This window comes from Nocardia sp. NPDC057455, from assembly GCF_042802775.1.
GTDB lineage: Bacteria > Actinomycetota > Actinomycetes > Mycobacteriales > Mycobacteriaceae > Nocardia.
In genome coordinates this window covers 25,158-51,607 of record NZ_JBHVDM010000040.1, presented here as the reverse complement: position 1 = coordinate 51,607, position 26,450 = coordinate 25,158, and the positions used below count along the sequence as shown (strand labels likewise).

Below are 26,450 nucleotides of genomic sequence, written 5' to 3'. Positions count from 1 at the left end.
AGGAGCGGACGACGCCGAGCGGCCATCGGCTCGGATCGACCGTGTGCTGAACGAGGTGTCCGGCGCGCCGGTCGCCGACAGCCCGGTGCCGGTGGTGGCCGAGCCCGGTGCGATTCGAAGCGATCTTCGAGAGGACTCGGCAGATTCGGACAGCATGGCGGGCCGCTTGTCGGATGGCGCCAGGACGGTGGTGGAATCCGACGGACCGGCGGGTGGACCCTCGGCTGTGACCGGCGATCGCCGCGGTACGGCAGACGCCAGGCCGGTGCGGACCGCACCGGGCACCGCGGTCGTCGACACGAACGAGGTGGAATATCCGCCGGGGCGCCCGATGTCTCGCGGCAAACGCCGGCGACCGGAGCGACGCACCCGCAGGCGCTGAACTCTAGATAAGCGGTACGGCAGACGCCAGGCCGGTGCGAACCGCGCCGGGTACCGCGTGGCCCGTGCAGGGAGATGCCGTGCGGTCAGCGTGCGGGCGTCCGTCGGATCAGTGGCCCGGCGGTGGGAATGGTGGTTCGTTGCGGCAAAGTGTCCATGTGAGTGAATCGCGTTCGAATTACACACCACGGCCGATGTCCAGTGCGACCACCTACGGGCTCGGTGCGGTAGCTCTCGTGCTGATCGTGCTGATCGTCATCGCGGCGATCCGCTGGGGGCGCGACGACGCGGCCGTCCGCAACGACGGCTACGGTTCGGTGCGGGACCCGGCGGTGCACTCGATGCTGGAGCCGAACGGCTCGATTCTGCTCGGTCGCCCGGACGCGAAGAAGACCATCGACATTTTCGAGGACCCACTGTGCCCCGGTTGCGGCAGCCTGGAGCGCATCTACGGCCAAGAGATCGCGCAGAAGATGGATGAGGGCGCGCTGGCCGTGCGCTATCGCCTGGTGAACTTCCTCGACGCCCGCTCCCGGAGCAAGGACTACTCGACCCGCGCCGTCGCCGCGAACCGGTGTGTGGCCCAAGCGGGTTCGGGCCCGATCTACTCCAAGTTCCACACGGAACTGTTCACCACCAAGCGTCCCAGCGAAGGGGGCGCCGACCTGAGCAACGAGGAGCTCGCCGCGATCGCGGGCGACGCCGGAGCCGCCGAACCTGTGCGGCAATGCATCGCCGCCGGTGCCGAGGTCGACTCCGCGCGCGCCACCGCGATGGCGCAGACGGCGGCGCTCGGCGAGGCGCTGGGTGGTTCCGCGGCCACACCCGCGGTATTCGACGGCACGACCAAGGTGGACACCAACGACGAGGATTGGGTGGTCTCGCTCGCCGGTTGAGCGGGGGCCGCTTCTGTCGCCGCACGGACAGACACCGTAGTCCGGTCCCTTTTTACGATCCGGACGCTTCCGGCGAACCGAAGGGCCGGAACGCCGACTCCACCAAATCGACGCCCCGGCCCACTCGGCGGAGCGACCCGACATCCCCAGCCCCCGGGATCACCGCTCGCCGAGTTTTCAGTTGGCCTGGGGCCGGGCAGCGGCTCCACCTGCCGCTGCCCGGCCCGCGCACTCGACAGCGCGATCCGGCCCCCTGTCCCTAGACCGCACCTCGAGGTGTCTCACGTCCGCGCGACTTCCGGGGAGCTGGACGCTCGGAACGAACAAACCAGCAACCCCATCTGCTCTGGCCGTTCCGAGTGTCCTACCAACTACCGCCCTTACCACTGGAATCGTTCGAACACGTGTTCGATACTAGGCGCATCCACCCTCTCTTGTCACCCCCGAATCGAGGCGATTTGGTCGCCGACACACCGTTGGTGTAACTTCATTCAGGCGCGGCGGGGTAGCTCGAAGCGCAACTAACCAGGGGCTATGGCGCAGCTGGTAGCGCACCACACTGGCAGTGTGGGGGTCAGGGGTTCGAGTCCCCTTAGCTCCACTCGAACAAAAGACCAGGTCCGGCGGATTCCCGGGCCTGGTCTTTGTCGTTCCGGCACCTCGCGAATCTCGGGCTGACGACACGACTGACGACAGTTCAGATCGCGGTGTCGTCGGAGGAGTCGAACAAGGTGTCCATCGAATCCAGCGCGTCGCGCTTCACCGCCTCGATCACCTCCAGGTAGATCCCGGTCGTCACAGTGATCGAGCTGTGTCGGAGTATCTTCTGAACCGTCGCGGCCTCTACACCCTTCGTGAACAGCAGCGTGGCGCACGAATGGCGAAGATCCTGCACCCGCACCTGCGGAACACCCGCCTTCTCGCACAGCCGCTTGAACATGCGATTGACATTGCGCGGCTCGATCGGACGCCCGAGTTTCGTCGTGAAAACCAACCCGGATTCACGCCATTGGTTGCCGGCGGTGAATCGTTCCTCCATCTGCCGCTTGCGATGTTCACGCAGAATCGCCAGCAGCGGCCGGGGGATGGGCAGCGTCGCACGAGAGCCATCGGTCTTGACTTCCTCGAGCTTCAGCTCTCCGTCCACCCGATGCAGTCCGCGACGGACCACCAGGCGCCCGGCAGTCAGGTCGACGTGATGCCACTCCAAGCCGAGCGCTTCACCGCGGCGCAATCCCATCGCCAACGCCACCGCCCACAACGCGTGCAACCGGTGTTCCTCAGCGGCCCTGAGCAGACGCTGTGCCTCCGATTTGGTGAACGCCCGCACCTTGTAGTCGCCGCCACCGCGGAGCTTCACCGACCGGGCAACGTTCCGGCTGACCAACTCCTCCTCGACCGCATCCTGTAAAGCGACGCGGAGAACTCGCAGCACGTGCCGAATGGAGTGAATGGACAGGACGTTGCTGCAGCATTCAGCCGGCGACTTCGCGCAGCATCGTGGCTTGGTCCGCCGCGCGTCCTTCTCCTGACCGCAGCACTGGCACTTGGTGCGCAGGTTGTTGACGAACTCCCGAACGTGACGGCTCTCCAGACTCTTGAGCTTCCGTTTGCCCAGCCCGGGAATGATGTGCAGCCGGACATCGCCCTCGTAGGTCGCGTAGGTGGTGCGCCGGATCTTCGGTTCGGCGATCTCTTCCAGCCAGTACCTCATGTACTGCGCAACCGTCATCGTCGTCACGTCGACGGGGATACCCCTGCGCTGCAACTCCTTCAGGCGCGTACGCTCAGCATCCGCCTCCTCCCATGTTGCGCCGTAGACGCTGATCCGTTTGCGCTTGCCCTCCGGGGTCTCCACGAACAACTTCAATTCGTAGCGGCCGTCTTTGCGGGCGCCGATCGTGCCGGAGCCGTTCGGGTTGCGCTTGCGCGACTTCTTCTCCGCCATCACGCCGCCTGGTCGATCAGGTCGGCCACGTAGGTATCGAACGATTGCCGAACAATCCGCCGGCATCGGCCGATGGTCACCGACTGCACCTCACCCGACCAGATCAACTGGTAGATGCTGTACCGGCTGACCTTCAGCACTGCCGCGGCTTCCTGCACTGTCATGAATGTGTCGCTCACGTCTCCTCCCTCACGCTGCTTGCTGAATTGCCGAATGTTCTTGCTGCGCAGCAGGTCCCGCCGCGAGCAGGGCGTTGGTGTATTCCGCGCGCCATTTCGTGCGTTGGGCGATCGCGGCCAGGATCAGGTGATCGCGAGGCGGGGCGGACTGGTCGCCGGGTTCGACGGGCCGGATGATCAGGTGACTGGTGTCGGGCTTGTGGATGCCGACCGAGGCGAGCAGTTGCCGAACGAACTCCGCGCGGTCGGCCTTGTGATCCGGCAGCGTCTTCCCCGACCAGCGGCGCGACACCAGCACGCGCCGACCAGGCAGGCCAAGGGTGTCCCGCCGGTGGGCCTTGCCCTTGCAGCGGCCGGGAATCGTCTTGTCGCTGGCGCCCTTCGGGACGATGCCGTAGCGCAGCCATACCGCGCACCGCGGCGAGCACGGCGTGTGCTGCAACTCGGCGTGCAACCGGTCGTAGTGGATCGCGGTGCGCGTCGAGTCCGTCTCCAGAACTTCACTGATCGACTTCGTGAGGTACTTGGTCACGTACCCGATCGCCCGGTCGGCCTTCTGGCCGGGGATGTAGCCCTTCATGTGGCCGGGGTCCATACGTTCGCCGAACCGCACCGTGTACGCCGGTTCCAGATCATCCACCGCCTCGAGCACGTCCAGGGCGTCATCCCAGCCGGTCAAGGCCTGCCCGGTGTCGGGGTCCACGAACGTCATGGCCCGGTAGTCCCACACCGGCATCCGGTCGCCGGAGTAGACCTCGTTGTCGGGGTCGAAGTGCGGCCACCACACCTGGTGGTAGGTCGCCGCGGTGACCATGCGCAGAATCTCTCGGGAGATCGCGCCACGCAGCAGCAGGTGCAGGTGCGGGGCACCGCGCTTCTGGGGTTCGACGGTGGCGAAGTACTGCACGTCGTAGCCGACGCAGCGGCGCAGGTTCTGAATCCACCGGTCGACCAGCTTCGAGAAGAACACGATGTCCCGAGCCGCCCGCGCGTAGTCGTAGGTGTCGGGGTTGCGGGGTGAACCGTCCGAGCACGGCTTACCCTCGGAATCCACCGCCCCGTCTTGGTTGATCGACCCGTAGGACGGCATCGTGAGCGTCACCATCATCGAGGACCGGTAGCCGCCGATCACCCGCCCGATCGTGTGGCGTTCGACCTTCTTGCGCGGCAGGTTCGGCACATCTTGCCGGCGCTTGGTAGACCGGGACCGCCGCTTCCGCTCCTTCGGCTCCAACGGTGGGATGGGGCCGCGGAACCCGGAGTCCCGCAGGTCGCGGTCCAGGCTGCCGACCAGGTCTCCGATGGCGTCGGCCATCTCGTCATCACCGTCGTCGCGAGCCTGCCGGTACTGCTGTGCCAGATCGGCGCGGGCGGTGAGCAACTCGGTTTGCGGCTCGGACGGGTCGCGGGTTTCCTCCACCGGTTCGATATCGGCGTGCCAGCCCTCGCGGCATTGGGTCATCCGCAACCAGCGCGCCTTGTCCGCACATGGCTTGCACACCGACGCGACGGTCGACTTGCACGGGGAGGCCACGTACTCGACCTTCCCGGTCCGGGGGTCGAACGACCGCATCGTCACCGGCCGCGTGCACACCCCGAACTTCTCCGCCGCAGCGTGGGCGACATCGGTGAAGTTCGGCAGCGCACGCCGCTCAGCCGCCGTCTGGCGAACCGGAGCAGCCTCGTTGTTGTCGTTGTCCAGGTCGATAGGCGTGGTCATGCCGCCTGCCCCCGTCCCTTGGTCCAGTGATCCACTCGCGGCAAGATGACCGTCTCCGCGAGCGAGTCCGAGCGGCGAAACGCCAACTCCACCGTGCCGGGTCCGGTGATGGTGGCCCGGCAGTCCAGGGCGCCGAAGGCGTGCGCCAGATGCGTGACCCGGTTTTCGAAGTCGGCCGGGCAGTGCCCGTCGAGCATCCGCACCCGCACCCGATCCGTCACCGGGCCGATCTGGACACCCAGCAGGCGCGGGATGAACGTGCGGTCGCCGCGGTCGATGCTCAAATGGCAGGCCCGCATCAGCTTGACCCACCGCCGGCGATACCGGTGCCAGGTAAGGAACCGAGTCCGAGCGCGCCGTGTGACCCAACGGTCGAACATCTGCGGGTAGGCACGCTGCCAGAGCAGGAGTCCCGCGACGGATACTCCGGCCGCCGCGAGACCCACCGGCCACCCCACGACGACCCATGCCGTGACAACGAGGGCGAGCGGGATGGAGATCATCGGGAACAGGATCAGCCACCACAGGCCGATCACGGCCGCCCACAGCAGATTGAGCAGGCCGAGCGCAAACAGGTCGAACCCGTCCAAGCGGGTGTCCTTGCGAATCTGAACGGTTTTGGTAGTCATCGGTCCGCCTCCGAGGCGCAGGGGTCGAACAGGGTCATCTGGTCGGGGCACTCCCACCGCGGGAGGTCCCTGGTTTTAGGGGTGTGGCGACGTCGCGTCGAATTGGCCACCTGGTCCGCTGCCGCTCGAACGATCGGATTCATCTGCGCGGCTGCGCTGTTCGGCGCCGTGTTCTTCTTGGTGGTCACGCGGCCGTCACCGCCTCGACGGCGCACAGCGGGTCGAGCAGCCAGGCGAACGCGGCGTGTGCTTGGACGGGGACTACGCCGTTGCCGAGGATTTTCAGCTGCCGCGCGCGCGAGAGGTTGAGCACCGGGTTGGTGACCCAGCCGGGCGGCCAGAACATCATCCACTCGACGAATGCCGGCGACAGGCACAGGTTGCCGCGGGAGTTCAGTTCGGTCGGTGGCGGCGCTGGGCGCGACAGCGATTCCTGGCGCTCGACGGCGGCCCGGTACTTGCCCCACTGCATGCCGCCGCCGGAGCTGTCCGACGCCTTCGAGGCTGGCAACCACGACGCAGTCGTACGCAGGTCACCGCCGCCGCTGCCATGCGCGCCGATCCCGTTGGCGTCCGACACGCGCGGGGTGGGCAGTACGTCTACGCCACGTGGGCACCGAGTACTTCCGGCAGGGTGCCGTTGCCGTCGGCTACGTGCCGCCGCGCCGCAGGGGCGGTCAGCGAGCCGCGGGAATCCATCGCCCGCGGTGTGGGCAGGATCGAAGACGGCGATGAACAGCCGTTCACGGTGATGGCAGGCGCCCACGTCGGAAGCTCGCAGGCACGTCCATCGTGCATGAAGCCCGTCTTCGGCCAAGTCCCCGAGTACTCGATCGAACCCCAGAGACCGGTGGCCGGCCACATTCTCCAAGAGCGTGAGTCGGGGTCGTATTCCGCGAATTGCGCGCCGGACCGCAGGCCACATGTCGCGTCCATCGGTATCTCCCTTCCTCCGGCCCGCCGCACTGTAAGGCTGGCACGGATACCCGGCGCACAACACGTCTACCGGTTCCGTTGTATTCCAATCAATTCCGGCGATATCGCCGAGATTCGGGACCGCCGGCCAATGGTGAGCCAGCACCATCGATGCCGCCGGGTCGGTGTCGGCGTGCCAAGCCATCGACGAGTCCGCGAACAACCCGAGAGCCGCCACATCCAGCATTCCGGCGCCGGAGCACAACGAGCCGATGCGAGTCATGCCGCCCAGTCCCCGCCGTCGAAGTCGTGGTCGTCGCTGTTGTCCCACAGCGGGACAACCCCGGTCTCCACCAGCAGGTGCGCAGCGATCGCGGCCGAATCCAAACCAGAACGCTCCAGATGGCAGCGGCGACGAGCCGCCAGGTCGATCACGTTGTCGTCGTAACGGTGGTTGCTCATGGCTGGGCCTCGATCTCGGGGACGCCGCACACGGTGCAGGTGCGGGAACGGGTGGAATTGCCCAGCGGCCACACCGTGGTACGCCAGGACTCAGGAAAGGAATGACCGTGCTCGACGCACCGGTTGGCGGCCTGGCAGCCGTCACAGACGACGCGGTCGCCGTCGTAGACCCAGCCGACACCGCCCGCGGAATGGACAGTCAGATAGGCGATGGCCTGGGTGATGGAGTCGAAGCAGATCGCTTCGTTCTCGCCCTCGGTGTAGTGGTCGCCGCAGGTATCGCAGTAGACAACCACGTGCTGTTCGATGACCAGACCGCGTTTCATGCCGCCACCGGCCCATCTTCAGGCTCATCACCCAGGTCATCCGGGTCGAATCCGCTGTAATCCTCGATAGGAGCGGCGATCTCCGGTGCGGGCGAGTAGGCATCCACGATGGCGTCGATGTCGTCATCGGAGACGAAGAACGCCCGTACCCGTACGAACTCGCTGCTGCCGTCCTCACCGACGTAGCCGACACCCGGAGTCAGGTCGGAGATCTCGTCGCAGCGGGCACCGCGGTCGCGGGCGCCTTGACCGTGGACCATCGCGCTCTGAGTCGGCTCGTCCAGGCGCAGGCCGATGCGGACGGGGAACAGTTGCCGGTTGGGCATCGTCTCCTTCGACGGGTCCTGCAACGCCGCGATCACCGACACCGCCCCCGCACGACCCTGCGACAACAACAGCCCGGTCAGGCGGCGGAACTCTTGCTGTTCCTCCCGGGTGGCGTACGACGACAGCGACGCGGCTTCATCGATGATGATCAGGATCAGCGGCTCATCGGTGCTGGGCACGATCTTGCGCAGACCCGCCGCACGCATCCGCGCAAGTCGCTCGCGCATCAGCTCGACGGCTTCGGCCAGCATCGCGAGGATGGTGGTGTTGTCGGTGGCGAAGCGGACGAACAATCGGTTTTCGCCCTTGCCGAACTCCGCGCCGCCCTTCGGATCAGCCAGATACAGATCCACCAATCCGGCTTTGATCGCTGGGCCGAGTGCGGCGATGATCGACCACAGCACCGAGCCCTTACCCGAACCGGTCGCGCCGGCCAGCAGGATGTGTCCGTAGAGCACCCGCACCCGCCAGGTGTCGAAGTCCTCGGTCACCCCGACCGGAACCGCTTCCAGGTCCACACCCGCCGCGGAGACCGAGCCCGGCAGGACGGCCGTATCCGCGAGAGTGTCGAACACCCGCAGTTCGAGACGGACCACGCCCGGATGGGGGAACACCACCCGCACCTCCGGCACACCGAGGACCTGGCACAGCGCGTCGCGAGTTTCGTCCTTGGACCAGTCGTTGCGGGTCTGACCCGACAACATCAACAGATCCACCTGGAGGCCGTAGTCGGTGTACACCCAGTCCTCCAGCACCGGGAAACCGCTATCGACCGACCCGAGCTTCAGCGCCAGGAACATGCGCGGACGCTGCTCGGGATCAGCGATCACCAACACCGCCGTGCGCAACTCGACCGGAGCCGCCGCAGCAGCCTCACAGACATCACCGGTCGGTTGCATCTCCGAGCCGCGTGCCGCGATCGACCGCAGCCACCACCACGCCGACGCGCCCGTGCACATCCCGCTGGCGAGCATGACCGCTCCCGCGACACTCATCAGAACCCGCCACCTTCCCGGCCGCGCTCCAACTCGCAGAACCAGCGGCACCCCTCCGGCACCGGAGACGCCGGAGCCATCTCGACCTCCGACCGACCCGGCCCGGAGTCCTCGCAGAACATCACGCACCCGCGCGGAGCCGGAGCCGGACTCGCGGGCGTGGTCGCCACCACCGAGGACGCAGCGGCCGGGACAACCGGGACCGGAGTATCCGAAGGCTGGTCCACCAGCACCCCGACCCCGGCCAGCACGGTGACCAGCGCGGACACGCCCGTCGCTATAGCAGGAACAAAAGCAGTCATCTCAACCCCCAACAGGAACAGCGATCGGCAGCATCGTTTGCTGCGGTCGCGAAGAACGAACAGGATGAACCGACGCGACAGGCGCCGGACGAAGCTCAGCCACCCGCACCGGCTCAGGCACCGGCAACGGGACAGGCACGGGCTCAGGCTCAGGCACCGGTTCCGGATCGGGCTCAGGTGTTGCCTGCTCCGCGGCAGGCTCGACCACCGGAACAGGAGCCGGTACGGGTGCCGAATCTCGTTGTGCCGCACGAATGAGCAGCGCCAACCCGTGTGTATCGGCCAGCAGGGAAATCGGGGCGATCGCAGCCACCAGCGCCGACGCCCACCACGGCAGTTCCCGCCCGGCCGCCACCGCGTGTAGCGAGTTGCCCGCCACCGACACCACCGAGCCGATGACCAGGACCGTGACGAAGAACCGGCGTTCCGGGGCGTTGGCCAGGACCAGCACCCCGAAGGTGGCCAGCAGGATCGTGCCGTCCACGATCAGCGGGAACAGCCACGCATCCGACGCCGGGATATGCGCCAGGACCGCCAGGTCCTTGAGCGTGGCGAACGACAGCCGGAACGCCGCGGCCCCGACCGCGATGATGATGACGACGGCGGACCAGCGCGCAAGACGCATCCCCGCCGACCGATCCGCCGTATTCATCGTCAGGCCGCCTTGTCCGACGACGCCGCCGCAGCCTCGACCGCATCGTGCTCGGCCAACACCACGGGCAACTGGGCCAGCAGCGACCGGGCATCCTCAATGTCCAGGCACAGGTAGCTCTCCGACCGGTTCAACGACACCGCCACCCGCGCCGGAAGCCCGCCGTAGGCGTCCTGCCTCTGCGGCCAGTAGCGGACTGTGATCCCCTCATACCCGTGATCCGTGGTGCTGAAGAACGACATGATCACGCCGCCTTACCGGTACCGGGACGGGCAGCACCCGGGTCGGCCGGAGCCTGCCTCGAACCCGAGTTGTCACCCTTGATCCCCGTCGCGCGGATGTAGAAGCCGATCGACTTGAACTGGCCGTTACCGACCACACGAGGCTTGAGCAGCAGCCCCTCCAGCTCGATCGGACGCAGCCCCTCCATAACCTCCGGCTCCGAAGGAACCGGCATCTGGTCAGCAACAAACGTGATGTCGAAGCCGGCCTGGTTCGCCTTGCCTCCCGCCCGGTCCATGATCGTCGCCTTCCACAAGCGCTTACCCGAGCCGTTGCCCTCCCGGTCGTAGTCGACCGCCTGACGCTTCGGCGCGTTGCGGTCCTCGCTGAACTCGGTCTGCGCCTCGATGTCGCCAAGCAGCAGCACGCCCTTCGGGAACACGGAACGGAAGTCGGTCGGGATCCACATGTCTTTCAATGCCATCTCTAAATCTCCTTGTCGCCTTGACTTCTCGCGGAGTACCTATCTGCACTTCTGTGCATACACAACAGCGTATACGCAGCAGCGTATACACACAAGAGGCTTGCGTATACGCAGTGGCAAGGCGGCTTGACATAGAAGAGTGCGCGAGCTGACCTGTGCGTATACGCAGTTGCGTATCATCAGCGGAGACGGCCTACGAAGAGGAGTAAGCGAATGAGTGAACCGGCGTACGTTTCCATCGCGGGAGAGATAGCGCGGGACATCCGCAGCGGTGCTTTGCCTGCTCGGACGCAGCTACCGAGCTACTCCGAGCTGGCCAAGCAGCACGGCGTGTCCGAGATTGTCATCCGGAAGGTGATCGACCTGTTGTTGCGCCAAGGACTCGTCTACACCATCGAGCGCCGGGGAACGTTCGTCGCGGCTCGCCCGACATTGGTTCGTGTCTCTCCGGAACGGCAGATGGAAGACCCTGAGGTCACCTTTGGCAACGAAGCAGCGGCCGGAGAAGACGAGGTTCGGATTGACCGCGAGTCGTCCACCGTGTCGGCCGATGATGAGCTTGCCGCCCTGCTCGGCATCGCCCCAGGCGACGACGTCGAGCACATCATCACGATGGCATCAGAGCAGGGGCGACCTATCTCAATATCTGACAGCTATCAGCGACCCGGCACGGATGTGGCCGCCGCTGACATCCTCGAGGAAACGCTCGCCGATCGGCCTCCCGTACCGACACACGCTGTATGGCTCGAGGTGCCGTCCGGGGAACTCGTAAAGGCAGTCCGTCAGCGCTTCCTCAAGGCCGACGGCCAAGTACTCATGGTGTCGGACGTGTCGTATCCGCGAGACCGCTACGAGTCGTTCGTCTTCCGGATGGCGCTCGACACCCAGCCCTGAACAGTGCAAATCCCGCGTGGCCCGGTCGCACCGTCGATCGGGCCACGCTTCATTTCGGCCTACTGGTTGCGAACCCAGCATTGCGCGACATCGGCAAGGTTCCACCACGAGACGAACCGGGCATCTTGTGATTCCAGCGTCCACCGGTTCGTCAGCCGGTCGAAGAACGCGTCATCACCAGTCTTGCCGCCCTTCGGCTCACCGACGTAGATCAGACGTCGACCTCCGCGCGCCTCGAACAGGTCCAAGGCTCTGGACGCCATCGGGTCACCCCATCCCGGAGGCCAACACAGGAACATCACCGAGTCGCGGTCAAGCTCTGCTTCGAACTCGTCGAGACCGTCGACTGGATACCAGGCATCCCGCTGACCTTCCGCACCGGGGAAAGAAGCATTCGGTACCTTGTGCGGCGGCTCAGAGTCGAAGGCACGCGTGTGCACTCCGACCTCGGCGAGCAGCCGCGCCCAGTAGCCGCGCCCCGCTCCCAACTCGAAGACCGTCCGCTTCTTGCTGCATGTCTTCACCCAGTCAAGCGTCTCCGGGGACGGAATCGCGTAGGCATAGGTGCTCTGCAAGATCGTTTGCACGAAGCCCAGCCGGACACTGCCGGTCGAGCTTCCGCCATTGACTAGCCGACGTTGCCCGTCAACGGCGACGGAAGGCCCCACGACGTCCCAGTACGGATTCCCCGAGGCGGACTCACCACCGGTCATGTAGTGGACAAACCGCAGGTCAAACGCTGCGTCCGTCTCCTCATTGCCTGTCCCTGACAGCATCGGTGCCGTGTCCAGGTACTCGGCCACCTTCGGGTACTCAGCCTTCAGCCGAGACTCGTCTCCGAGCAGTTCGGCCAGTTCCGTTCGACGCTCCGGCGTCAGCGCGAGACCAGTCATGAACTCGATTCTCCGTGCGGCCCTTGCATTGCGCGAGTTGTTGCCGAATTTCGCCATACAGGATCAAGAGCGCCCCGGCGGCGCTTCGCGCCGCCGCCGCGCTGCGACACGCAGCGCGGCTGATGGGGCGTCGCTCGCGGCGCGTCGAGCGCGTCGGCGACACTCGGCCGCCGGGGCGCACACAGTTCCTGTCTGGTCACTTTCTGCATCAACCGAAGCAGTGCTGGGCACGACGAGAGCCGTACCCGACTTACCTCCCGCAGCCGAGCACGAATCGGCCGGCACTCTGCCCGGTCCACCGGCTGTGGTCCCGCCGAGGTCCCCGAATACCACGAGCGAGGTCACCGCATCCAGCCGACAGGGCTCGCCGGTCACCAGTTCCTCACCGGCCGTGGCGGTCTGACTGATCCGAGGGCTATCACGCCACCAGCGGGCATCAAGAGCGCCTACGGCGTCACTCCGTGATGGCTGGCGCCACTCCTGACACCCACCGGAGCCGTGATCGAGACGCCCTCAGCCAGACCACCCCAACCGGAGAGGAACCCGCGAAATGACCCTAAGCCCACCACCTGCCAACTCCGCGGATGTGAGAACCCCGCCGCCGTCCCGTTCACCTCCAAGTACGGCCCGCAAGACCAAGTCATCTGGCACTGCACCCCCTGCAACACCCAGCACCGCCGCAACCTCGAGATGCTCGACCGCTACCCGTACTGACCCGGAGGGGGCTCCGGCCCCCATTCTCACGGTTGCCGAACTACTGAGCGTCCTTCGGCCGCTTGGCCTTGCTGTGTGGTGGCCTGCATTGTGTTCACGCGCCCCTCCAGCGTCAAGAGCGCCTACGGCGTCACTGCGTGATGGCTATCGCCACTCTTGACCCCGGAGCCTCTACGCGCGAAAGGCAGGCCGATAAGGGGCAGGCGCAGCCAGCCCGCCTCTTGGTGCAGGCCATCACACAGCAGGGCCGGGGTCCACTCGCGCGATTGAGGAAGTCACCGATTCAATGGCTTACGGTTCGACCGAATAGATGTTAGTATGTTCGACCATTTCGGCATCCTCGGTCAAGGGCGGAATGTGACTTACAACGATCGGCTTCCCTGGCCTCATGCGCCCGGAAGTTGAATGCACTAATTCCCGCACAAATGGTACCAAATCTTCGATGCCCTGATTGGCGATGAAAAGAACCGATTTTCCAAGATTTTTCAGGAATTCTGCGGTGTCTTCTATGTTGCCCTGTTCCGGGGGCTCTTCCCCCTCCGCGAGGAGGGCGACATAGTAGATGGCAGCAAGTTGTGTCTCAACCGCACAAGAACCATCCTCCCGGGCAAGGATGGACAAAGTCACCCCCACCTGGCTATCTGACATAGACCGAACCGAGACACTCAAGCCATCGTGGTCGCGCTCCAGCACCCAGGACGGAACGTCAGCTTCTCCGTCCCATCGCTCCGCTCGCACGCCGAGAGTTTCAACCCGCACCAGCTTGACAGCGAACAACGGCATCTGATGTTCAGAGCCTTGCTCGCCGCCCACTAGCTAGCCCTCGCGGACGACCGCACCCAGCCCGAAGTGGTCGGCGCAGTTTCGGGAAGAGATGGCTTGACAGGCCGCAATTGATGTTGCGCATCGGCAGGAATCGACGTCAGGAATTGCATGACCTGAACCGTGCTAGCAGCGTCCTCGACGCGCCGAGCCTTCTCAACATGCCAAGGCTCGGACTTTATGCGGAAGATTGCTCCAATCGCCTGCGCGTAGCGCCGAATAGTGGACATCGTAGGATTGGTCGAACCGCTTTCCAGGCGTGAAACCTGTGCCGCATCAACGCCCATAAGCTCAGCTACGGCTGATACGGACATTTCATGCTTCAGTCGGATAGCTCGCAACTCGTGTATAAAGTTGACCTGCTCCTCGGCAAGTTCCAAGCCAAGGAGATCGTTGGTGGTCGGGTTACTGATCCCTGGGAACATCGGTACACCCATCGCGCTCTCCTCTCCCCTTCTAGGATGCCTGATCAACCTGATCGTTGCATGCGTTATACCGCAAACTAGCACGTTATCGTTACCTTGAGTCCCATCGGCGCCACTTGCTTGAGTTGCTCTCACACCGCTGAACCGCCGAGTCCATGGCCTCGTGGATGTCCCGGGTCTGGTCAGCGCTAGTCCACCTGGTCGTGTCGCTGACCGGCTTCTTCCCGATACCACCCCCCACGATCAGGTCCGTTGGCGCATGCCAGTCGGGGCGTCGCTCAACGAAGTAGAGACGGTACATACTCTTCTGATCGTGAGATTCAGCATAGAGCTCACCCGCCCAAGGCAGCGGGCGCGAGTCCCCAAACCTCACTCCCTCTAGCTCCATCACCCGGGCACCCACGGGACACCGATGTGTGGCCTTCCGAGCCCGTGGTAACTCGTTGTTGGACGTCGCCGGAAGGCCCTGCTCGAAGGCACGCTTCGCTAACGCAACCAGGTGAAAGTAGGCGGCCTGGTCCTCCCTGTGGAGCTGCGCGAAATGCTCCTCGCACTCATTGCTCCACGCCCACGGGCACCCAGACTGATGGATACGTGAGGTCAGGACCGCAGAATCGTCTTGAACAGTCACGCCGCTCTCCCAGCCCCCTTGACGGTTCGCCGACCCTCGCAAGGCGATGGTCCTATCGCTGTCTCAATCCTGCCGTACTCGCAACGATTTCGAGCGCGAAACACTGATGATCACTCTTCCGAGTCGTCCTCGCCACCCCAATGCTGGATGCACCTGCAAGGCGACGGGCGCCCCAGGAGTGCTGACAGCATCAGTCCGCAGCGGGTGGCGACGACAGTTCTGACGACAACAACGACGACAGTTGTGCATCTCCACCGCTTGCCCAACATGCGAGCCACTACCGGATCTACGCTGACCATCGCCCGCGCCCATGCCTGGCAGTGTGGGGGTCAGGGGTTCGAGTCCCCTTAGCTCCACAGAAATAGCAGGTCAGGCCCGGTCTTAGACCGGGCCTGACCTTTTCTATTGGACCTGGCCCCCGTTTACCCCCCGGTTTGGCCCTGAAAATTTGTTGATGATGGCTCTGCCGTTGTGCTACCAGCGGAACGGTGGGACCTGATCCGGGTGTATGGCCGGGACCGGGAGTCATTGTGGCAGGTCGGACTGAGCTGTGGTCGTGATTCGGGCGCGCTTTTGGGTCCATCGCGCTACATCGCAGTGGCTGGTGCACCATAGGAACCTATGGGAGCCTCTGACACTGCCGCCGATTACGACGCCGCCGAAGGAACCCTCGTCAGTATCGGCTACGAGGGGAAAACCATCGACGATCTCGTCGCCCAGCTCGTCGAACAAGACGTCCAGGTGCTCGTCGATGTACGCCTGACTCCGCTGAGCCGCAAACCTGGGTTGTCGAAGACGAAGCTCGCCGAGGCTCTTGCTGCGGTGGGCATCGGTTACGTCCACCACCGTGCACTCGGCAATCCGAAGAGCAATCGGGATGGTTTCCGCGCCGGTGAGCCAGAATCCCGCGCCCGGTATCACGACTTACTCGATAGTGCCGCTGCGACGGACGCTCTTGCGCACGTGTCCGAGCTTCTCGATGGTGGTGTGGTGGCGTTGCTGTGCTTTGAGCACGACCATGCCGAGTGCCATCGTGACATGGTGGTGCATCGACTGCTCGAAGCCCGCCTCAACGCGGCGGTGGTACACGTCTAGAACAAGGCGAGTTCGGTCTTGGGGTACCAGACGCCGAGGACGGAGAAGGATCGGCGGTGCTGGTTCTGGTTGCCGACGTAGAAGTGGACATCGCGGTCAGGTGAGAGCATTGTGTCGCGCCACTTCTGGAGGAGTATCTCGTGCGCTCGGAGGGCACCGTGGGACTTCAGCCAGCGTCGGCTGGCTTGGCCTGCCTCCCAGTCGAGCACTTTCTGGTCGTGGCCGCGGCATTTCGACGATTCGCAGCGGTACTTGTATCGCACAGCGAATGGTGCGGGTTCCAGCGGTCTGAGCGAGGTGCCGAACAGGTCCGGAGCCGACGACTTGTCGATCTTTGCCCGCTCCGCTGCGGACCAGGGTCTCCGGCGACGACGCTGACCTCGACGTCGGTCGGTTTGACGAGTCCGAGCGACGGTGACGGGGTGCCCATGCCGCCGATAGGGTTTTGTGCGAGGAGCCCGCACATGGTAGCGGCGCCGATGAGACCGTCGAGGTTCATCCTGCGCCGCTGCCAATTGTTGCTTGTGTCCAGCAGCTCTATGTGTTCCAGCTCGTCTTGGCGCGGGCGGAACGACTCAGGGCGGTTGTCGTTGGGTTGTCTGTATGTGCCGTTGAGGCGCAGGATCTCGTACTTTTTGAACTGTTTGTCGAAGTCCTCGTTGCGGAACTTCACCGGGTAGAGACGGATCCACTCGGGACGCTCCCGATCGAGCCTGACGCCCGCCACGCAGACGGTCTCGCCGTATGTGTCGCTCGGGTTCGGGTAGGTCTTGACGGTGATCATGACCTTTACGGTCTCGTCCCCTGCACGAGGTTGCCTGAGGCCCGTCGCACTTGTGGCGCTTGGTAATTCGCTGGCCCCCATTAAGCCAGCGTAACTGGGAACGCGACTCGAAACGGGCGAAACCGCGCCAAACGCGCTCTCATCAGCCGGGATTTCTGTCGGCAGCCCCGCCGCCATCTCACAGATGTTGGTCACTCCGGCCGTGCGCTCGCCCCGAGAACTATCTCTGCGCCGCGCGGGACTGTCGCTGTCGACGAAGGGCTTGACTCGACGCCGCAGTCCCGGGGACCGCTGCCGTCGGCTCGAGGTGGTACTCCGATGAGCGTGCGGGGGTGGATCGCCCACGAGGGGGCAGGGTGCGAGAATCGCCCGATGGATGACTACACCACTCACAAGCAGCGCGCCGAGGCACTACTCAGTGGCCTCACCGCCGGGGAGGCGGTCAGCGGAGCGGAGCGGCGGAACGTGATCGCTCAGGCGCAGGCACATGCTGCCCTCGCGCAGGCGGAAGCCCAGCGGGAGACCGCGGAGGCCATACGTGCACTTGGGGCGTTTTCGGCACGAAGCGCAGTCTGAACGGAGCAGACCAGCTCGCAACAGGATCGCGACCCCAGCAGATCTGGCGGGACCGCATGCTGACCTCGCGGGACGAGTGTGCTCACTCCAATCCTCATGTGCCCGTCGGATAGACCGTCGATTTTCGTTCGGCTGCGGGATCAGGTTGTCGGCCAGGCGACTTCGTCGATCGCGAGCCACGGTGCCTTCGCGACGACGGTGGGAGTCATATCGGTAATCGCCTTGGTTCGACGGTGAAGATGGGATTGGTCGGCGTAGCCGGCCTCGACGGCGGCATCCGCAGGCAAGCGCCCTGTCGCTAGGAGATGGGCGGCATGGTCGAAGCGGACGAGTTCGGATGCATGCTTGGGCGAGACCCCGATATGGGTCCGGAAGCGAGACCAGAGTCGCTGGCGGGTCCAGCCGGTCTCTGCGGCAAGGGTCTCGATGCGGAGCAGGCCTTTGGTGCGGACGATCTGGTCCCAGGCGTACGCGATCTCGGGTGCTACAACGAATCCGCGAGGTACCCGGCTTTGGAGGAACGCGGCTGCGATTGCGAACCGGTCGTCCCACGACGGCGTCGAGCGGAGTCGCTCGGTCAAGATGGCAGCGCAGCTGCCCCACAGTTCCGGCAGCGGTGTCACGGCGCCGCCGATGATGTCGATGTCTCGGAGAATCGCTGCGGCGACGACGGGGGACACGCGGATCTGCAGGACGTCGCCGACCCCTGCGCTGGTGATGCGCAAGGCGCCGGCATGGAGGCCGACGATCGCGTTCCCCGTGACCGGGCGCCCGAGAACGTCGTAGACGACTCCGTGCTCGCTGAGATCGAGCAGGAGCGTAACCAAGGGATGCGGGATCATCGTGATGTCAACGGGACCAACGTCGTGGTACTGGAAACCCGCCATCCGGACTCCCGGAGTCGGTAGTCGGACCGGGACGGCGACGTCGACCCGACTCCAGTCCAATCCGCCCGTTGCGGTCATGCACCCCAGGTTAGCCGGAGCGGGAGAACGTGACATTCGTCCAATACGGCGTGACGAGCCGGCGACGAAGCTGTCGGTATGAGCGAATCGAGTCCCACCCAGACACGCGATGACACGACAGTCCGCGGATTGCACGTCGTCATCGACGGGAACCCGGCGGCACCGCCCTTGCTACTCATCCACGGCTCGGGCGCAACCGGTTCGATGTGGGCGCCAGTGGTGCCGTCGCTCGCCACGAAGTACCGGGTGATCACGATCGACCTTCCGGGATGCGGCCAGTCCACGCCGGCGTCGACGTATGCCGTTCCGCAGCAGGCGGATCGGACTGCGACGGTGTTGGACGAGCTCGGCGTCCGAAATTTGAAGGTGGTCGGCCACTCCAGCGGAGGGTACGTCGCTACCGCCCTCGTGGAGCGTCGTCCAGACCTGGTCGGCGAGCTGGTCCTGCTCAGCACGGGGCCGAGTCACGCAGCGCTTCTCCCCGAGCCGGCGATCATCCGGGTACTCGCCTCGCCGCCCTTCGGTCGGCTCGTGTGGGCGATCCGTACCGACTCGATGATCCGGCGCGGACTGGCAGCGACAGCGGCGGCTCCGATCACGGTGCCCGACGGGGCTTTGGCCGACTTGCGAAGGACGTCCTATCGAACTTTCCGCGCGATCCTCGCCGCCAACGGCGACTATATCGCCGAGCGGACCGTGCCCCAGCGCCTCATCGACGCCGGAAAGCCCCTCCTCGTGATCTTCGGGGATTCCGACCCCCGTTGGGACCCGGCATCGGCGCACCAGTATGAGGCGGTGCCGGGCGCCAAGCTGGAATACCTTCGCGGAGTCGGGCATATCGCGATGCTCGAGGACCGCGACGCCCTCGCCCGCTTGATTCTCGACCGCGCACTCTAGATCGTCCCGAACGCCCTGGACAGCAACAATTAGTATTCCACCTGGTTCAACCACGAACTTCCGGTCGGTGCGTAGCGCAGGCTTTCTCTGCACCTGTCAAGCAACAGACCGGTCGGTCGCGCTTGTTGTTGACGGCCTGGCACGCTATTTTTCTGCGGTCTCAGGCGCAGACCGCAAAGACCTCGACATGGTTCGCCAACCGGCTCAGAACTTTGCTGCGTTTACCGAGCCGGTGCAGGCTGGTGGTGTCGTCGGCCGTGAGGTTGGTCGAATCGGTCATGATCCATCGGGTCATGTCGCGGACCGACGGCGGTCGCGGCGCGGGGACCGGCATGTTGCCGGTCCTGGTGCGGCGACGACGCAGATAGCGTTGAACCTGCCGTCGGGTACCGGGGTATCCCCGCTCGCCGACCTCGCGGGTGAGTTGGGCGCCGGGCGGCTTCGGCCGGGTGCCATTGCGCACGCTCGAGTGTCGTCATCACGGCGACTCCCGCTGACCATCCGGTGCCCACCGGTAACCCCGCGCTTTCGTCGTCGAGGTGGCATCGGTATCAGGCTTTGCCGAGAGGCGATTGTTCGAGAACTGAAGGCGGCACCGGCGGCGGGTTTCCCCTTTGTGCTGGTCAGTGCTCTTTCCGTGCTCCTGACCATCTCGGCGCGGTGAACCGGGCCGCTTTCCTGTCGTCCGTCGGGGGATTTGACGTTCTGATCAACGATCAGCGGGGGTCGAGTACCTGCTGCTGGTCTCGGGGTAACCCGCGGAGAGGCGCCGCGCGGTTCGGCCTCCGCAGAAAGTTGCGATCAGGCGTCGAAATTCCGTTGCAGCCGAGCATGATTCGCGAATTCGACAACGTACCTACCCGATCACGGTGGTCGCCGCGCCGGGCTGATCGTTGGGGTTGGGCTCCCCACACCGATCCTGTCCGGGCCGACGAGCGCATGACGCTCTATGTGGGGGTCAGGGGTTCGAGTCCCCTTAGCTCCACAGAACATCAGGTCAGGCTCGGTTTTCAACCGGGCCTGACCTGTTTTATTTGGCCCGACTCACGGAACCCCACGGTTTGCATCCTGGTTCGTATCGGATAGGCCGGTGGGTGTGGTGATCCCTGCATCCGAAAGTGCACAGCCGAGTTTCGGTGCGCCCGAATGCGGCATTTCCGGATGTATCCCGAAAGATTGGTGAGGTTCGATACGGCCGGCGAACAGTGGTGTCGGTTAGAGGCGTGTCGCGGTGTGGACGAGGTCGGCAACGGCTTTGGATCTGCTGTGTGGTGGCCAAGCGATGACGGTCGTGACGGCCGGTGCGTCTGGCACGGGGACGACGGCATGATCGTCGCGTAGCTGGGTTCGCAGCGACTCGGGCACGACCGCGCAGGCCAGGCCGAGCGCGATCAGTTGGAATAGTTGGGTATGGTCGCGCACCTGCGGGCCGGGGCCGTCCGGATAGCTGCCATCCCGTCCAGGCCAGCGCGGCAGGGGTGGGTTCGTCAGGGTGTTGATCTCGGCCAACGGCACATGCGTCCGGTTGGCGAGGGGATGGTTCGCAGGCAGGACCACGACCTGCTGTTCGGTGTGCAGGTCCTCGGTGTCGAATCCGGCTGTCGTGTCGTAGGGCCGGTGGAGCAGAGCAACGTCGGCACGCCCGTTGCGCAGCAGACTTTCCGGCTGGCCTGGCCCGCACAGCATCACCTCGACTGCCACGGCGCCCGGTTCGGCGGCGTAGGCGTGCAGCAGCTTCGACAACAGTTCGCTGGCCGCTCCGGCCTTGGTGGCCAGCACCACACCGGGCTGGTCGGCCGCGGCACGGCGGGTTCGCCGCTCGGCGGCTTCGACCGCGTCGAGCGCGGTCCGGGCCTCCCGCAGTAGCACCGCCCCGGCCTCGGTCAAGGCGATGGCGCGAGCGGTGCGGTGCAGCAGGACGACTCCGAGCCGCCGTTCGAGCTGCTGGATGGCTCGCGACAGTGGTGGTTGGGCGATCGCGAGCCGTTGTGCCGCCCGCCCGAAGTGCAATTCCTCGGCGACGGCGACGAAGTATCGCATCTCCCGCGTCTCCACCAGGTCATGGTATCCGGCGGTGACCACGACCAATACCCGTGCGGTATCGCCGCCCACCCGATCGGTCTTGGACGCCGCACCCGGAGCCGCAGCAGGATCGGCGGTGTGAGTGAACAGGCGATTGCGCTGGTGACCGGCGCGAACAAGGGAATCGGATACGAGATCGCCGCGGGTCTGGGCGCGCTCGGCTGGCGAATCGGTGTGGGCGCGCGCGATCGGCGACGCCGCGACACCGCGGTGGAGAAGCTGCGCGCGGCCGGGACCGATGCGTTCGGTGTGCCGCTCGACGTGACCGACGACGCAAGTGTGGCCGCGGCGGCCGATTCGATCGCCGACCATGCCGGAGGGCTCGATGTTCTGGTCAACAACGCCGCGATCACCGGCGGTATGCCGCAGACACCGGCCACGGTCGATCCCGCGACCGTGCGAGCTGTCGTGGAAACCAACGTGATCGGGGTCATCCGGGTCACCAACGCGATGCTGCCGATGCTGCGCGCCTCGGCCTCACCGCGGATCGTCAACATGTCCAGCAGCGTCGGCTCGCTCGCGCTGCAAACCACGCCCGGCATCGACCTGGGCCAGGTTCCCGCTGCCTACTCGGCCTCGAAGACCTTCCTCAACGCCCTCACTATCCAATACGTCAAGGAACTGGGTGATACCAACATCCTGATCAACTCCGGCTGTCCCGGTTTCACCGCCACCGACCTCAACGGCTTTCGCGGCGTCCGTACACCGCAACAGGGTGCGGCCATAGCGATTCGCCTCGCGACCCTGCCCGACGACGGACCGACCGGCGGATTCTTCGACGACGCCGGAACGGTGCCTTGGTGACGGGCACACCGGTGCCCACCATTCCCGTTATCGCGATCAGCCGCGCGTCGCGCACCGGAGGAGAAGCAAGACCATGGCGAAGGCAGTCAGATACGACGAGTTCGGCGGAATCGAGGTGTTGCGGGTCGACGATGTCGACCGCCCCGTGCCTGACGACGGGCAGGTCCTGGTTCGGGTGAAGGCGGCAGGCATCAACCCCGGTGAGGCGGCCATTCGAACCGGTGCGATGGCCGGCATCTTTCCCTCGACGTTTCCGTCCGGGCAAGGCAGCGATCTCGCCGGGGTTGTCGCCGAGGTCGGTGCCGGAGTCGACCGATTCTCGGTCGGCGACGAGGTGATCGGGTTCTCCGAGAAGCGGGCCGCGCAGGCCGAGTTGGTCCTGGTCGACGTCGACAACCTCACACCCAAACCGAACGGCGTCCCTTGGGCGGTGGCAGGCGGCCTGTACGTCGCCGGGGTGACCGCTTGGGGGGCAGTACATTCCGTGCAACTCGACAAGGGGGAGACCGTTGTCGTCTCCGCAGCAGCCGGAGGAGTCGGCTCGCTCGCCGTTCAGCTCGCTCGCCGTGCCGGAGCCACAGTCATCGGCCTGGCGAGCCGGCACAACCACGAGTGGCTGCAAAGCCACGGCGTGATCCCGGTCGCATACGGTGACCGCGCCATCGAGCGGATCGAGGCCGCCGCACCGGGCGGCATCGATGCCTTCATCGACACCCACGGCGGCGGGTACGTCGAACTGGCCCTTGCCCTCGGCGTCGCAGTCGAGCGGATCGACACCATCGCCGATTTCGCAGCGGCCGCGAAGTACGGAGTCAAGACCGAACCCGGAACCAACGCCAGGCCGGGTGCCGAGGTACTCGCCGAATTGGCCGCCCTGATCGCCGAAGGACACCTCGAAGTTCCTATCGCGAACGTCTACCCGTTGACACAGGTCCGCCGGGCCTACACCGAACTCGAACGCCGACACACCCACGGCAAAATCGTGCTCGAGCCCTGACCTGTACCAACACAATGCAGCCCGCTCCGCTGTACGACGATGTGGGCGAGGTAATGGTGGATGTGGTGACACTTGTATCGGAGGCGTGCGGCCACGTGGTGGCAGCGAACTCGATCGGTTCGTCAACGCCCATGCCGGCGCGCGAGTGGCACGCGATTGCTCGGCATTCCGCGAGCGAATGCTGATCGACGCAACCGACAACGACCATCGGATCGATCGGTACCGGGTGCTTTCCCGGCCTATCTGGGTAACCGGTCGATGTTCTGTGACCGGCCCCCGTGCCGCAGCACCCGTATGGAGAAGCATCATGACCGAGACAAATCTTTCGCCCGCCTCGTCCACCGCCGGTCGGATCGCCCAGAACGACCTGTTCGCCCGGTTCGCCCGCGCGGGCTACATCATGTCCGGCCTGGTCCACCTGCTGATCGGCTACATCGCGATCCGGCTCGCGTTCGGTGGCGGAGGTAGCGCCGATCAATCGGGGGCGATGGCCGAGCTGGCCGATAAGCCGGGTGGGGTGATCACCCTCTGGATCGGCGTGGTCGCGTTCGTGCTGATGGCGCTGTGGCGGCTGGCGGAGGTGGTTTTCGGGAAGGCGTCGGAGCCGGGCTCCGACAGCGTGAAGTCCGAAGTGTTCGACCGGGTCAAGGCGCTTTCGCTGTCGGTTGTCTATATCGCGTTCGCGATTACCGCCTTCCGCTTCGCGCAGGGCAGTGGACAATCCAGCAGCAGCCAGAGCGTCGGGCTCACCGCGCGTCTGATGCAGCACACGGCGGGGACGATCGCTCTGGTCGTTGGCGGGCTGATCATCATCGGGGTGGGCGGCTACCACGTGTACAAGGGAGCGAGCCAGAACTTCCTCGACGATCTCCGAGGGAGCCAGGGCGCCTTCGTGCGGCGGCTCGGCACCGTGGGATACATCGCGAAGGGGCTCGCCGTCGCCGCGGTCGGGTTGCTGGTGATTCTCGCCGCCACGAAATCCGATCCGAACAAGTCCGCCGGGCTGGACGGAGCATTGAAGACGCTCGGTGCGCAACCCTTCGGCGTGGCCCTGCTCCTCATTGCCGGGCTCGGCATCATCACCTACGGGCTCTACAGCTTCGTCATGGCTCGCAGCGCGAAGATGTAGGCCCGGCTAGCGCACGGCGGTCAGGAGCCGGGGTTGCCGCCACAGGTCGTCGAGTTCCTCGGGAAGGTCCGGGACCGAGCGTCCGTAGGACGCGGCCAGCTCACTCGGACTGAAGCCGCGCACCGACCAACCGTGGCCGGACAGCCACTGCGCGGGGTCGGCCCGCTCGTCGTCGTAGAACAGTTCGGCCGGGTCGATGTCGCCGAACGGGTTGAAGCGGTCGAAGTACTTCGTTTCGATGCTCGCGAAGCGTTTGACGTCGACGCCCGTCACGAAGCTCTCCACGGCGAGGTGGCTGCCGGGTGCGGACAGTTCGTCGATGTGTTCGAACAATCTGTCCTGCGCCGCGCCGGGCAGATAAGGCAGCAGTCCCTCGGCAGACCATGCGGTGGGCGCACCGGGATCGAAGCCCGCGCCGCGCAGTGCGGCCGGCCAGTCCGCGCGCAGATCCACCGCCACCGTGCGCCGCTCGGCCTTCGGTCGGGCGCCGTTGTCGGTGAGAACCTTCTCCTTGAACGCCAGGACCTTGGGCTGATCGATCTCGAACACCGTGGTACCGGCGGGCCAGTCGAGACGGTGCGCCCGCGCGTCCAACCCCGCCGCGACGATCACGGCTTGCCGGACACCGTCCGCGACGGCCGACAGGAAGAACTCGTCGAAGAATTTGGTTCGGAAGCCCATGAACCCGGGGACCAGCGGTGTGTCCGCGAGCGGGGAGGGATCGGCCAACAAGCCGGTGAAATGCGGATGGCCCGCGGCTGCGACGAACATCGGCGCGTAGTCGTCGCGGATCAAGGGATCGGGGGAGGCCGCCTCCAGCGCACGGAACGTCGCCACCCCCAACGCGGTGAGCCCGACACTACTGACGATGTCCCAAACGTCTCCATCGGTTCGCATAGCCGCACCCCTACCCCTCAGCCCACCACTGCGGTCTCGTGCTCCATGACTTCGCTGGCCGCGCGCTCGCCGGAGCGGATGGCCCCGTCGATCCAGCCGCACATGACCGCGGAACTCTCCGTGCCCGCCCAGTGGATGCGGCCGCACGGCTCGCGCAGCGCGTGGCCGAATTGCGTGAGCACGCCGGTCGGCGCGTGGCTGAGCATCCCGCCGCCGGAGTACCGCTCGGCGCTCCAGTTCTGCTCGATGTAGTCGACGGGTGAGCCCGCCTGGCGGCCGAACCGCTCGACGAGTGCGCCGAGTATCGCGCCGCGTCGTCCGGCTTCGTCCAGCCGGCCCACCTGTCGAGCGATGGGCCCCTCGACGATGACGCACAGCACGCCGGGGCGCCCGGTGTCCGTGCACGCGTCGATGGTGATGGTGGCCGGCGAGTCCGGGGCGACCGACTGCCCCGACAGGCCGTCGGCGCGCCAGAACGGTTCGTCGTACACGACGGAGACCTTGATGATCGAGCCACTCGGCATGCGCTGATGCAGGAACGACCGATCGACGGGCAACATCGGCCGGTAGGAGATCTGGCCGGCGATCGCGAGGGGAACGGCCACGATCGCCCGGCGCGCGCGCACCGTCATATCGGTCGCGCGGACCATGACTCCCTCGTCGTCCTGATGGATGCAGCGCACCGGCTGTGACAGGTGGATCGAATCGCCGAGTTCGGCGGCCATCGGCCGGTAGATCGCGCCCATGCCACCGACCGGCCGCGCGTCCTGCGCCGCGTCTTTGACGCCGAGGACGAAGCTCGGTCCGCCGCCGGACGCCATTTGGTACAGCACGAAAAGCAACGACACCTCCGAGGCCGCCGATGTGTAGCAGCCGGCTATGGCCGTCTCGAGCAAATCGTGCGCGGGCTTGGACAGGACATTGCCTTCCAGCCAGTGCGCCAAGCTGACCTGATCCCACCTGTCGGCCTTCTTCGCCGACCACGGCGCCTCCAGGGGGACCGACTTGCACATATGCCCCAGTTCGAGGAATACCGCGCCGAGGTTCATCGCCGCCCATGGGCTCATGGTCCACGGGATCGTGCCCGTGTAGCGGTGCTGCTTGCCGTCGATGACCATCATGGCCTCGCCGTCGGTGTACTGCTTGTAGCTCGGTACCCCGTACTCGGTCATCAATGCCTGGACGCGGTCCTGACCCGGTCCGATCCAGGCGCCGCCGCGATCGATCCACGACCCGTCGTCGCGTACCTGCGTGAACGTGCGCCCCCCGAGCCGGTCCCGCGCTTCCAGCAGCGCTACCGATCGGCCCGTTTGTTTCAGCCGCAGCGCGGCCGTCAGTCCCGCGAATCCCCCGCCGATCACACAAAAGTCGACATCTGTCATGGCGTGCCGTCCTCGGGTCGCAGTA

General features: G+C 65.6%; 29 protein-coding genes, 1 tRNA gene and 1 pseudogene. 9 read left to right on the top strand and 22 right to left on the bottom strand.

Features of this window, described 5'->3' with window-relative positions; translation table 11 throughout:
* The first annotated feature begins 575 nt into the window (after window positions 1–575).
* Window positions 576–1,277 carry a DsbA family protein gene (locus ACFU5M_RS18165; protein WP_379050334.1) on the top strand — a complete coding sequence of 234 codons (702 nt, stop codon included), beginning with the start codon at window positions 576–578 and terminating at the stop codon, window positions 1,275–1,277.
* Between the two features lie 528 nt (window positions 1,278–1,805).
* Window positions 1,806–1,878, top strand: a tRNA-Ala gene (locus ACFU5M_RS18160).
* Window positions 1,879–1,974: 96 nt separating this feature from the next.
* Here the strand turns inward: ACFU5M_RS18160 and ACFU5M_RS18155 are convergent.
* The 13 genes and pseudogenes from ACFU5M_RS18155 to ACFU5M_RS18095 form a co-directional block, all read right to left on the bottom strand.
* A complete protein-coding gene (locus tag ACFU5M_RS18155) occupies window positions 1,975–3,225 on the bottom strand; it encodes a tyrosine-type recombinase/integrase (RefSeq protein ID WP_379050331.1) in 1,251 nt (416 codons plus the stop codon).
* The gene (locus ACFU5M_RS18150; RefSeq protein WP_379050330.1) at window positions 3,225–3,404 is read right to left on the bottom strand and encodes a helix-turn-helix domain-containing protein; all 180 of its coding nucleotides are present in this window, start codon (window positions 3,402–3,404) and stop codon (window positions 3,225–3,227) included. The genes ACFU5M_RS18155 and ACFU5M_RS18150 overlap by 1 nt, the downstream gene beginning before the upstream one ends.
* Before the next feature lie 10 nt (window positions 3,405–3,414).
* Window positions 3,415–5,124 carry a replication initiator gene (locus ACFU5M_RS18145; RefSeq protein ID WP_379050328.1) on the bottom strand — a complete coding sequence of 570 codons (1,710 nt, stop codon included), beginning with the start codon at window positions 5,122–5,124 and terminating at the stop codon, window positions 3,415–3,417.
* Window positions 5,121–5,753 carry a hypothetical protein gene (locus ACFU5M_RS18140; protein WP_379050325.1) on the bottom strand — a complete coding sequence of 211 codons (633 nt, stop codon included), beginning with the start codon at window positions 5,751–5,753 and terminating at the stop codon, window positions 5,121–5,123. The genes ACFU5M_RS18145 and ACFU5M_RS18140 overlap by 4 nt, the downstream gene beginning before the upstream one ends.
* 184 nt (window positions 5,754–5,937) lie before the next feature.
* Window positions 5,938–6,264 carry a hypothetical protein gene (locus ACFU5M_RS18135; RefSeq protein ID WP_379050356.1) on the bottom strand — a complete coding sequence of 109 codons (327 nt, stop codon included), beginning with the start codon at window positions 6,262–6,264 and terminating at the stop codon, window positions 5,938–5,940.
* Window positions 6,265–6,483: 219 nt separating this feature from the next.
* A pseudogene (locus ACFU5M_RS18130) lies at window positions 6,484–6,951 on the bottom strand (DNA cytosine methyltransferase); the annotation flags it as partial.
* Complete coding sequence (locus ACFU5M_RS18125; protein WP_379050323.1) at window positions 6,948–7,130, bottom strand: hypothetical protein; 183 nt, start codon at window positions 7,128–7,130, stop codon at window positions 6,948–6,950. The gene ACFU5M_RS18125 and the pseudogene ACFU5M_RS18130, both read right to left, overlap by 4 nt.
* Window positions 7,127–7,456: a hypothetical protein gene (locus ACFU5M_RS18120; RefSeq protein ID WP_379050320.1), complete on the bottom strand. Its 330-nt coding sequence runs from the start codon at window positions 7,454–7,456 to the stop codon at window positions 7,127–7,129. Before ACFU5M_RS18120 ends, ACFU5M_RS18125 begins: the two co-directional genes overlap by 4 nt.
* The gene (locus ACFU5M_RS18115) at window positions 7,453–8,778 is read right to left on the bottom strand and encodes an FtsK/SpoIIIE domain-containing protein (RefSeq protein ID WP_379050318.1); all 1,326 of its coding nucleotides are present in this window, start codon (window positions 8,776–8,778) and stop codon (window positions 7,453–7,455) included. The genes ACFU5M_RS18120 and ACFU5M_RS18115 overlap by 4 nt, the downstream gene beginning before the upstream one ends.
* A complete protein-coding gene (locus ACFU5M_RS18110) occupies window positions 8,778–9,047 on the bottom strand; it encodes a hypothetical protein (RefSeq protein WP_379050315.1) in 270 nt (89 codons plus the stop codon). Before ACFU5M_RS18110 ends, ACFU5M_RS18115 begins: the two co-directional genes overlap by 1 nt.
* Window positions 9,048–9,081: 34 nt before the next feature.
* Window positions 9,082–9,732, bottom strand: a complete 651-nt coding sequence (locus tag ACFU5M_RS18105; protein WP_379050313.1) for a DUF2637 domain-containing protein — start codon at window positions 9,730–9,732, stop codon at window positions 9,082–9,084.
* Window positions 9,733–9,734: 2 nt separating this feature from the next.
* Window positions 9,735–9,974 carry a hypothetical protein gene (locus ACFU5M_RS18100; protein WP_379050311.1) on the bottom strand — a complete coding sequence of 80 codons (240 nt, stop codon included), beginning with the start codon at window positions 9,972–9,974 and terminating at the stop codon, window positions 9,735–9,737.
* A 2-nt stretch (window positions 9,975–9,976) separates the two neighbouring features.
* On the bottom strand, window positions 9,977–10,438 hold the full coding sequence (locus ACFU5M_RS18095; protein ID WP_379050309.1) for a hypothetical protein: 462 nt from the start codon (window positions 10,436–10,438) through the stop codon (window positions 9,977–9,979).
* 213 nt (window positions 10,439–10,651) lie between these two features.
* On the opposite strand from ACFU5M_RS18095, the gene ACFU5M_RS18090 reads away from it, so the two are divergent.
* Window positions 10,652–11,332 carry a GntR family transcriptional regulator gene (locus ACFU5M_RS18090; RefSeq protein ID WP_379050307.1) on the top strand — a complete coding sequence of 227 codons (681 nt, stop codon included), beginning with the start codon at window positions 10,652–10,654 and terminating at the stop codon, window positions 11,330–11,332.
* Between the two features lie 59 nt (window positions 11,333–11,391).
* Here the strand turns inward: ACFU5M_RS18090 and ACFU5M_RS18085 are convergent, their stop codons facing one another.
* The 3 genes from ACFU5M_RS18085 to ACFU5M_RS18075 all read right to left on the bottom strand — a co-directional run bounded on the left by ACFU5M_RS18085 (window position 11,392) and on the right by ACFU5M_RS18075 (window position 14,198).
* Complete coding sequence (locus tag ACFU5M_RS18085) at window positions 11,392–12,225, bottom strand: hypothetical protein (protein ID WP_379050304.1); 834 nt, start codon at window positions 12,223–12,225, stop codon at window positions 11,392–11,394.
* Window positions 12,226–13,230: 1,005 nt separating this feature from the next.
* Window positions 13,231–13,752 carry a hypothetical protein gene (locus ACFU5M_RS18080; protein ID WP_379050302.1) on the bottom strand — a complete coding sequence of 174 codons (522 nt, stop codon included), beginning with the start codon at window positions 13,750–13,752 and terminating at the stop codon, window positions 13,231–13,233.
* Complete coding sequence (locus ACFU5M_RS18075; protein WP_379050300.1) at window positions 13,752–14,198, bottom strand: helix-turn-helix domain-containing protein; 447 nt, start codon at window positions 14,196–14,198, stop codon at window positions 13,752–13,754. The genes ACFU5M_RS18080 and ACFU5M_RS18075 overlap by 1 nt, the downstream gene beginning before the upstream one ends.
* 1,240 nt (window positions 14,199–15,438) lie before the next feature.
* Between ACFU5M_RS18075 and ACFU5M_RS18070 the strand changes: the two genes are divergently transcribed.
* Window positions 15,439–15,912 (top strand): DUF488 family protein, encoded by a 474-nt coding sequence (locus ACFU5M_RS18070; RefSeq protein WP_379050298.1) that lies wholly within the window; start codon window positions 15,439–15,441, stop codon window positions 15,910–15,912.
* Window positions 15,913–16,078: 166 nt separating this feature from the next.
* On the opposite strand, the gene ACFU5M_RS18065 is transcribed toward ACFU5M_RS18070, so the two are convergent.
* Window positions 16,079–16,696 (bottom strand): hypothetical protein, encoded by a 618-nt coding sequence (locus ACFU5M_RS18065; protein ID WP_379050297.1) that lies wholly within the window; start codon window positions 16,694–16,696, stop codon window positions 16,079–16,081.
* A gap of 372 nt (window positions 16,697–17,068) precedes the next feature.
* On the opposite strand from ACFU5M_RS18065, the gene ACFU5M_RS18060 reads away from it, so the two are divergent.
* On the top strand, window positions 17,069–17,272 hold the full coding sequence (locus ACFU5M_RS18060; protein WP_379050295.1) for a hypothetical protein: 204 nt from the start codon (window positions 17,069–17,071) through the stop codon (window positions 17,270–17,272).
* A 140-nt stretch (window positions 17,273–17,412) separates the two neighbouring features.
* On the opposite strand, the gene ACFU5M_RS18055 is transcribed toward ACFU5M_RS18060, so the two are convergent.
* Window positions 17,413–18,159 carry a helix-turn-helix domain-containing protein gene (locus tag ACFU5M_RS18055; RefSeq protein ID WP_379050294.1) on the bottom strand — a complete coding sequence of 249 codons (747 nt, stop codon included), beginning with the start codon at window positions 18,157–18,159 and terminating at the stop codon, window positions 17,413–17,415.
* 156 nt (window positions 18,160–18,315) lie between these two features.
* Here ACFU5M_RS18055 and ACFU5M_RS18050 point away from each other — a divergent pair, with 156 nt between their 5' ends.
* Window positions 18,316–19,134, top strand: coding sequence for an alpha/beta fold hydrolase (locus ACFU5M_RS18050; RefSeq protein WP_379050292.1), 819 nt, complete (start codon window positions 18,316–18,318; stop codon window positions 19,132–19,134).
* Window positions 19,135–19,294: 160 nt separating this feature from the next.
* Here the strand turns inward: ACFU5M_RS18050 and ACFU5M_RS18045 are convergent, their stop codons facing one another.
* Both ACFU5M_RS18045 and ACFU5M_RS18040 read right to left on the bottom strand, forming a co-directional pair.
* A complete protein-coding gene (locus tag ACFU5M_RS18045) occupies window positions 19,295–19,597 on the bottom strand; it encodes a hypothetical protein (RefSeq protein WP_379050289.1) in 303 nt (100 codons plus the stop codon).
* Window positions 19,598–20,349: 752 nt separating this feature from the next.
* Window positions 20,350–21,189, bottom strand: a complete 840-nt coding sequence (locus ACFU5M_RS18040) for a LysR family transcriptional regulator (protein ID WP_379050287.1) — start codon at window positions 21,187–21,189, stop codon at window positions 20,350–20,352.
* A 105-nt stretch (window positions 21,190–21,294) separates the two neighbouring features.
* On the opposite strand from ACFU5M_RS18040, the gene ACFU5M_RS18035 reads away from it, so the two are divergent.
* The 3 genes from ACFU5M_RS18035 to ACFU5M_RS18025 all read left to right on the top strand — a co-directional run bounded on the left by ACFU5M_RS18035 (window position 21,295) and on the right by ACFU5M_RS18025 (window position 24,146).
* A complete protein-coding gene (locus tag ACFU5M_RS18035; protein ID WP_379050284.1) occupies window positions 21,295–22,020 on the top strand; it encodes an SDR family NAD(P)-dependent oxidoreductase in 726 nt (241 codons plus the stop codon).
* A 73-nt stretch (window positions 22,021–22,093) separates the two neighbouring features.
* Window positions 22,094–23,017: an NADP-dependent oxidoreductase gene (locus ACFU5M_RS18030; RefSeq protein ID WP_379050282.1), complete on the top strand. Its 924-nt coding sequence runs from the start codon at window positions 22,094–22,096 to the stop codon at window positions 23,015–23,017.
* 307 nt (window positions 23,018–23,324) lie between these two features.
* A complete protein-coding gene (locus tag ACFU5M_RS18025; protein ID WP_379050280.1) occupies window positions 23,325–24,146 on the top strand; it encodes a DUF1206 domain-containing protein in 822 nt (273 codons plus the stop codon).
* 6 nt (window positions 24,147–24,152) lie between these two features.
* Here the strand turns inward: ACFU5M_RS18025 and ACFU5M_RS18020 are convergent, their stop codons facing one another.
* Both ACFU5M_RS18020 and ACFU5M_RS18015 read right to left on the bottom strand, forming a co-directional pair.
* Entirely contained in the window at window positions 24,153–25,043 is an 891-nt protein-coding gene (locus ACFU5M_RS18020) for a class I SAM-dependent methyltransferase (RefSeq protein WP_379050278.1), read from the bottom strand.
* 17 nt (window positions 25,044–25,060) lie between these two features.
* Window positions 25,061–26,425 (bottom strand): flavin monoamine oxidase family protein, encoded by a 1,365-nt coding sequence (locus ACFU5M_RS18015; RefSeq protein ID WP_379050275.1) that lies wholly within the window; start codon window positions 26,423–26,425, stop codon window positions 25,061–25,063.
* Window positions 26,426–26,450 lie beyond the last annotated feature (25 nt).

Bases quoted from the DNA above. Each gene is read 5' to 3' on its own strand.
- ACFU5M_RS18060 (WP_379050295.1), top strand. From the start codon at position 17,069: ATGGATGACTACACCACTCACAAGCAGCGCGCCGAGGCACTACTCAGT.
- ACFU5M_RS18075 (WP_379050300.1), bottom strand. From the start codon at position 14,198: ATGGGTGTACCGATGTTCCCAGGGATCAGTAACCCGACCACCAACGAT.
- ACFU5M_RS18120 (WP_379050320.1), bottom strand. From the start codon at position 7,456: ATGAAACGCGGTCTGGTCATCGAACAGCACGTGGTTGTCTACTGCGAT.
- ACFU5M_RS18050 (WP_379050292.1), top strand. From the start codon at position 18,316: ATGAGCGAATCGAGTCCCACCCAGACACGCGATGACACGACAGTCCGC.
- ACFU5M_RS18125 (WP_379050323.1), bottom strand. From the start codon at position 7,130: ATGAGCAACCACCGTTACGACGACAACGTGATCGACCTGGCGGCTCGT.
- ACFU5M_RS18025 (WP_379050280.1), top strand. From the start codon at position 23,325: ATGACCGAGACAAATCTTTCGCCCGCCTCGTCCACCGCCGGTCGGATC.
- ACFU5M_RS18140 (WP_379050325.1), bottom strand. From the start codon at position 5,753: ATGACTACCAAAACCGTTCAGATTCGCAAGGACACCCGCTTGGACGGG.
- ACFU5M_RS18100 (WP_379050311.1), bottom strand. From the start codon at position 9,974: ATGTCGTTCTTCAGCACCACGGATCACGGGTATGAGGGGATCACAGTC.
- ACFU5M_RS18030 (WP_379050282.1), top strand. From the start codon at position 22,094: ATGGCGAAGGCAGTCAGATACGACGAGTTCGGCGGAATCGAGGTGTTG.
- ACFU5M_RS18095 (WP_379050309.1), bottom strand. From the start codon at position 10,438: ATGGCATTGAAAGACATGTGGATCCCGACCGACTTCCGTTCCGTGTTC.
- ACFU5M_RS18015 (WP_379050275.1), bottom strand. From the start codon at position 26,425: ATGACAGATGTCGACTTTTGTGTGATCGGCGGGGGATTCGCGGGACTG.
- ACFU5M_RS18155 (WP_379050331.1), bottom strand. From the start codon at position 3,225: ATGGCGGAGAAGAAGTCGCGCAAGCGCAACCCGAACGGCTCCGGCACG.
- ACFU5M_RS18085 (WP_379050304.1), bottom strand. From the start codon at position 12,225: ATGACTGGTCTCGCGCTGACGCCGGAGCGTCGAACGGAACTGGCCGAA.
- ACFU5M_RS18145 (WP_379050328.1), bottom strand. From the start codon at position 5,124: ATGACCACGCCTATCGACCTGGACAACGACAACAACGAGGCTGCTCCG.
- ACFU5M_RS18115 (WP_379050318.1), bottom strand. From the start codon at position 8,778: ATGAGTGTCGCGGGAGCGGTCATGCTCGCCAGCGGGATGTGCACGGGC.
- ACFU5M_RS18020 (WP_379050278.1), bottom strand. From the start codon at position 25,043: ATGCGAACCGATGGAGACGTTTGGGACATCGTCAGTAGTGTCGGGCTC.
- ACFU5M_RS18090 (WP_379050307.1), top strand. From the start codon at position 10,652: ATGAGTGAACCGGCGTACGTTTCCATCGCGGGAGAGATAGCGCGGGAC.
- ACFU5M_RS18065 (WP_379050297.1), bottom strand. From the start codon at position 16,696: ATGATCACCGTCAAGACCTACCCGAACCCGAGCGACACATACGGCGAG.
- ACFU5M_RS18055 (WP_379050294.1), bottom strand. From the start codon at position 18,159: ATGGCGGGTTTCCAGTACCACGACGTTGGTCCCGTTGACATCACGATG.
- ACFU5M_RS18070 (WP_379050298.1), top strand. From the start codon at position 15,439: ATGGGAGCCTCTGACACTGCCGCCGATTACGACGCCGCCGAAGGAACC.
- ACFU5M_RS18165 (WP_379050334.1), top strand. From the start codon at position 576: ATGTCCAGTGCGACCACCTACGGGCTCGGTGCGGTAGCTCTCGTGCTG.
- ACFU5M_RS18105 (WP_379050313.1), bottom strand. From the start codon at position 9,732: ATGAATACGGCGGATCGGTCGGCGGGGATGCGTCTTGCGCGCTGGTCC.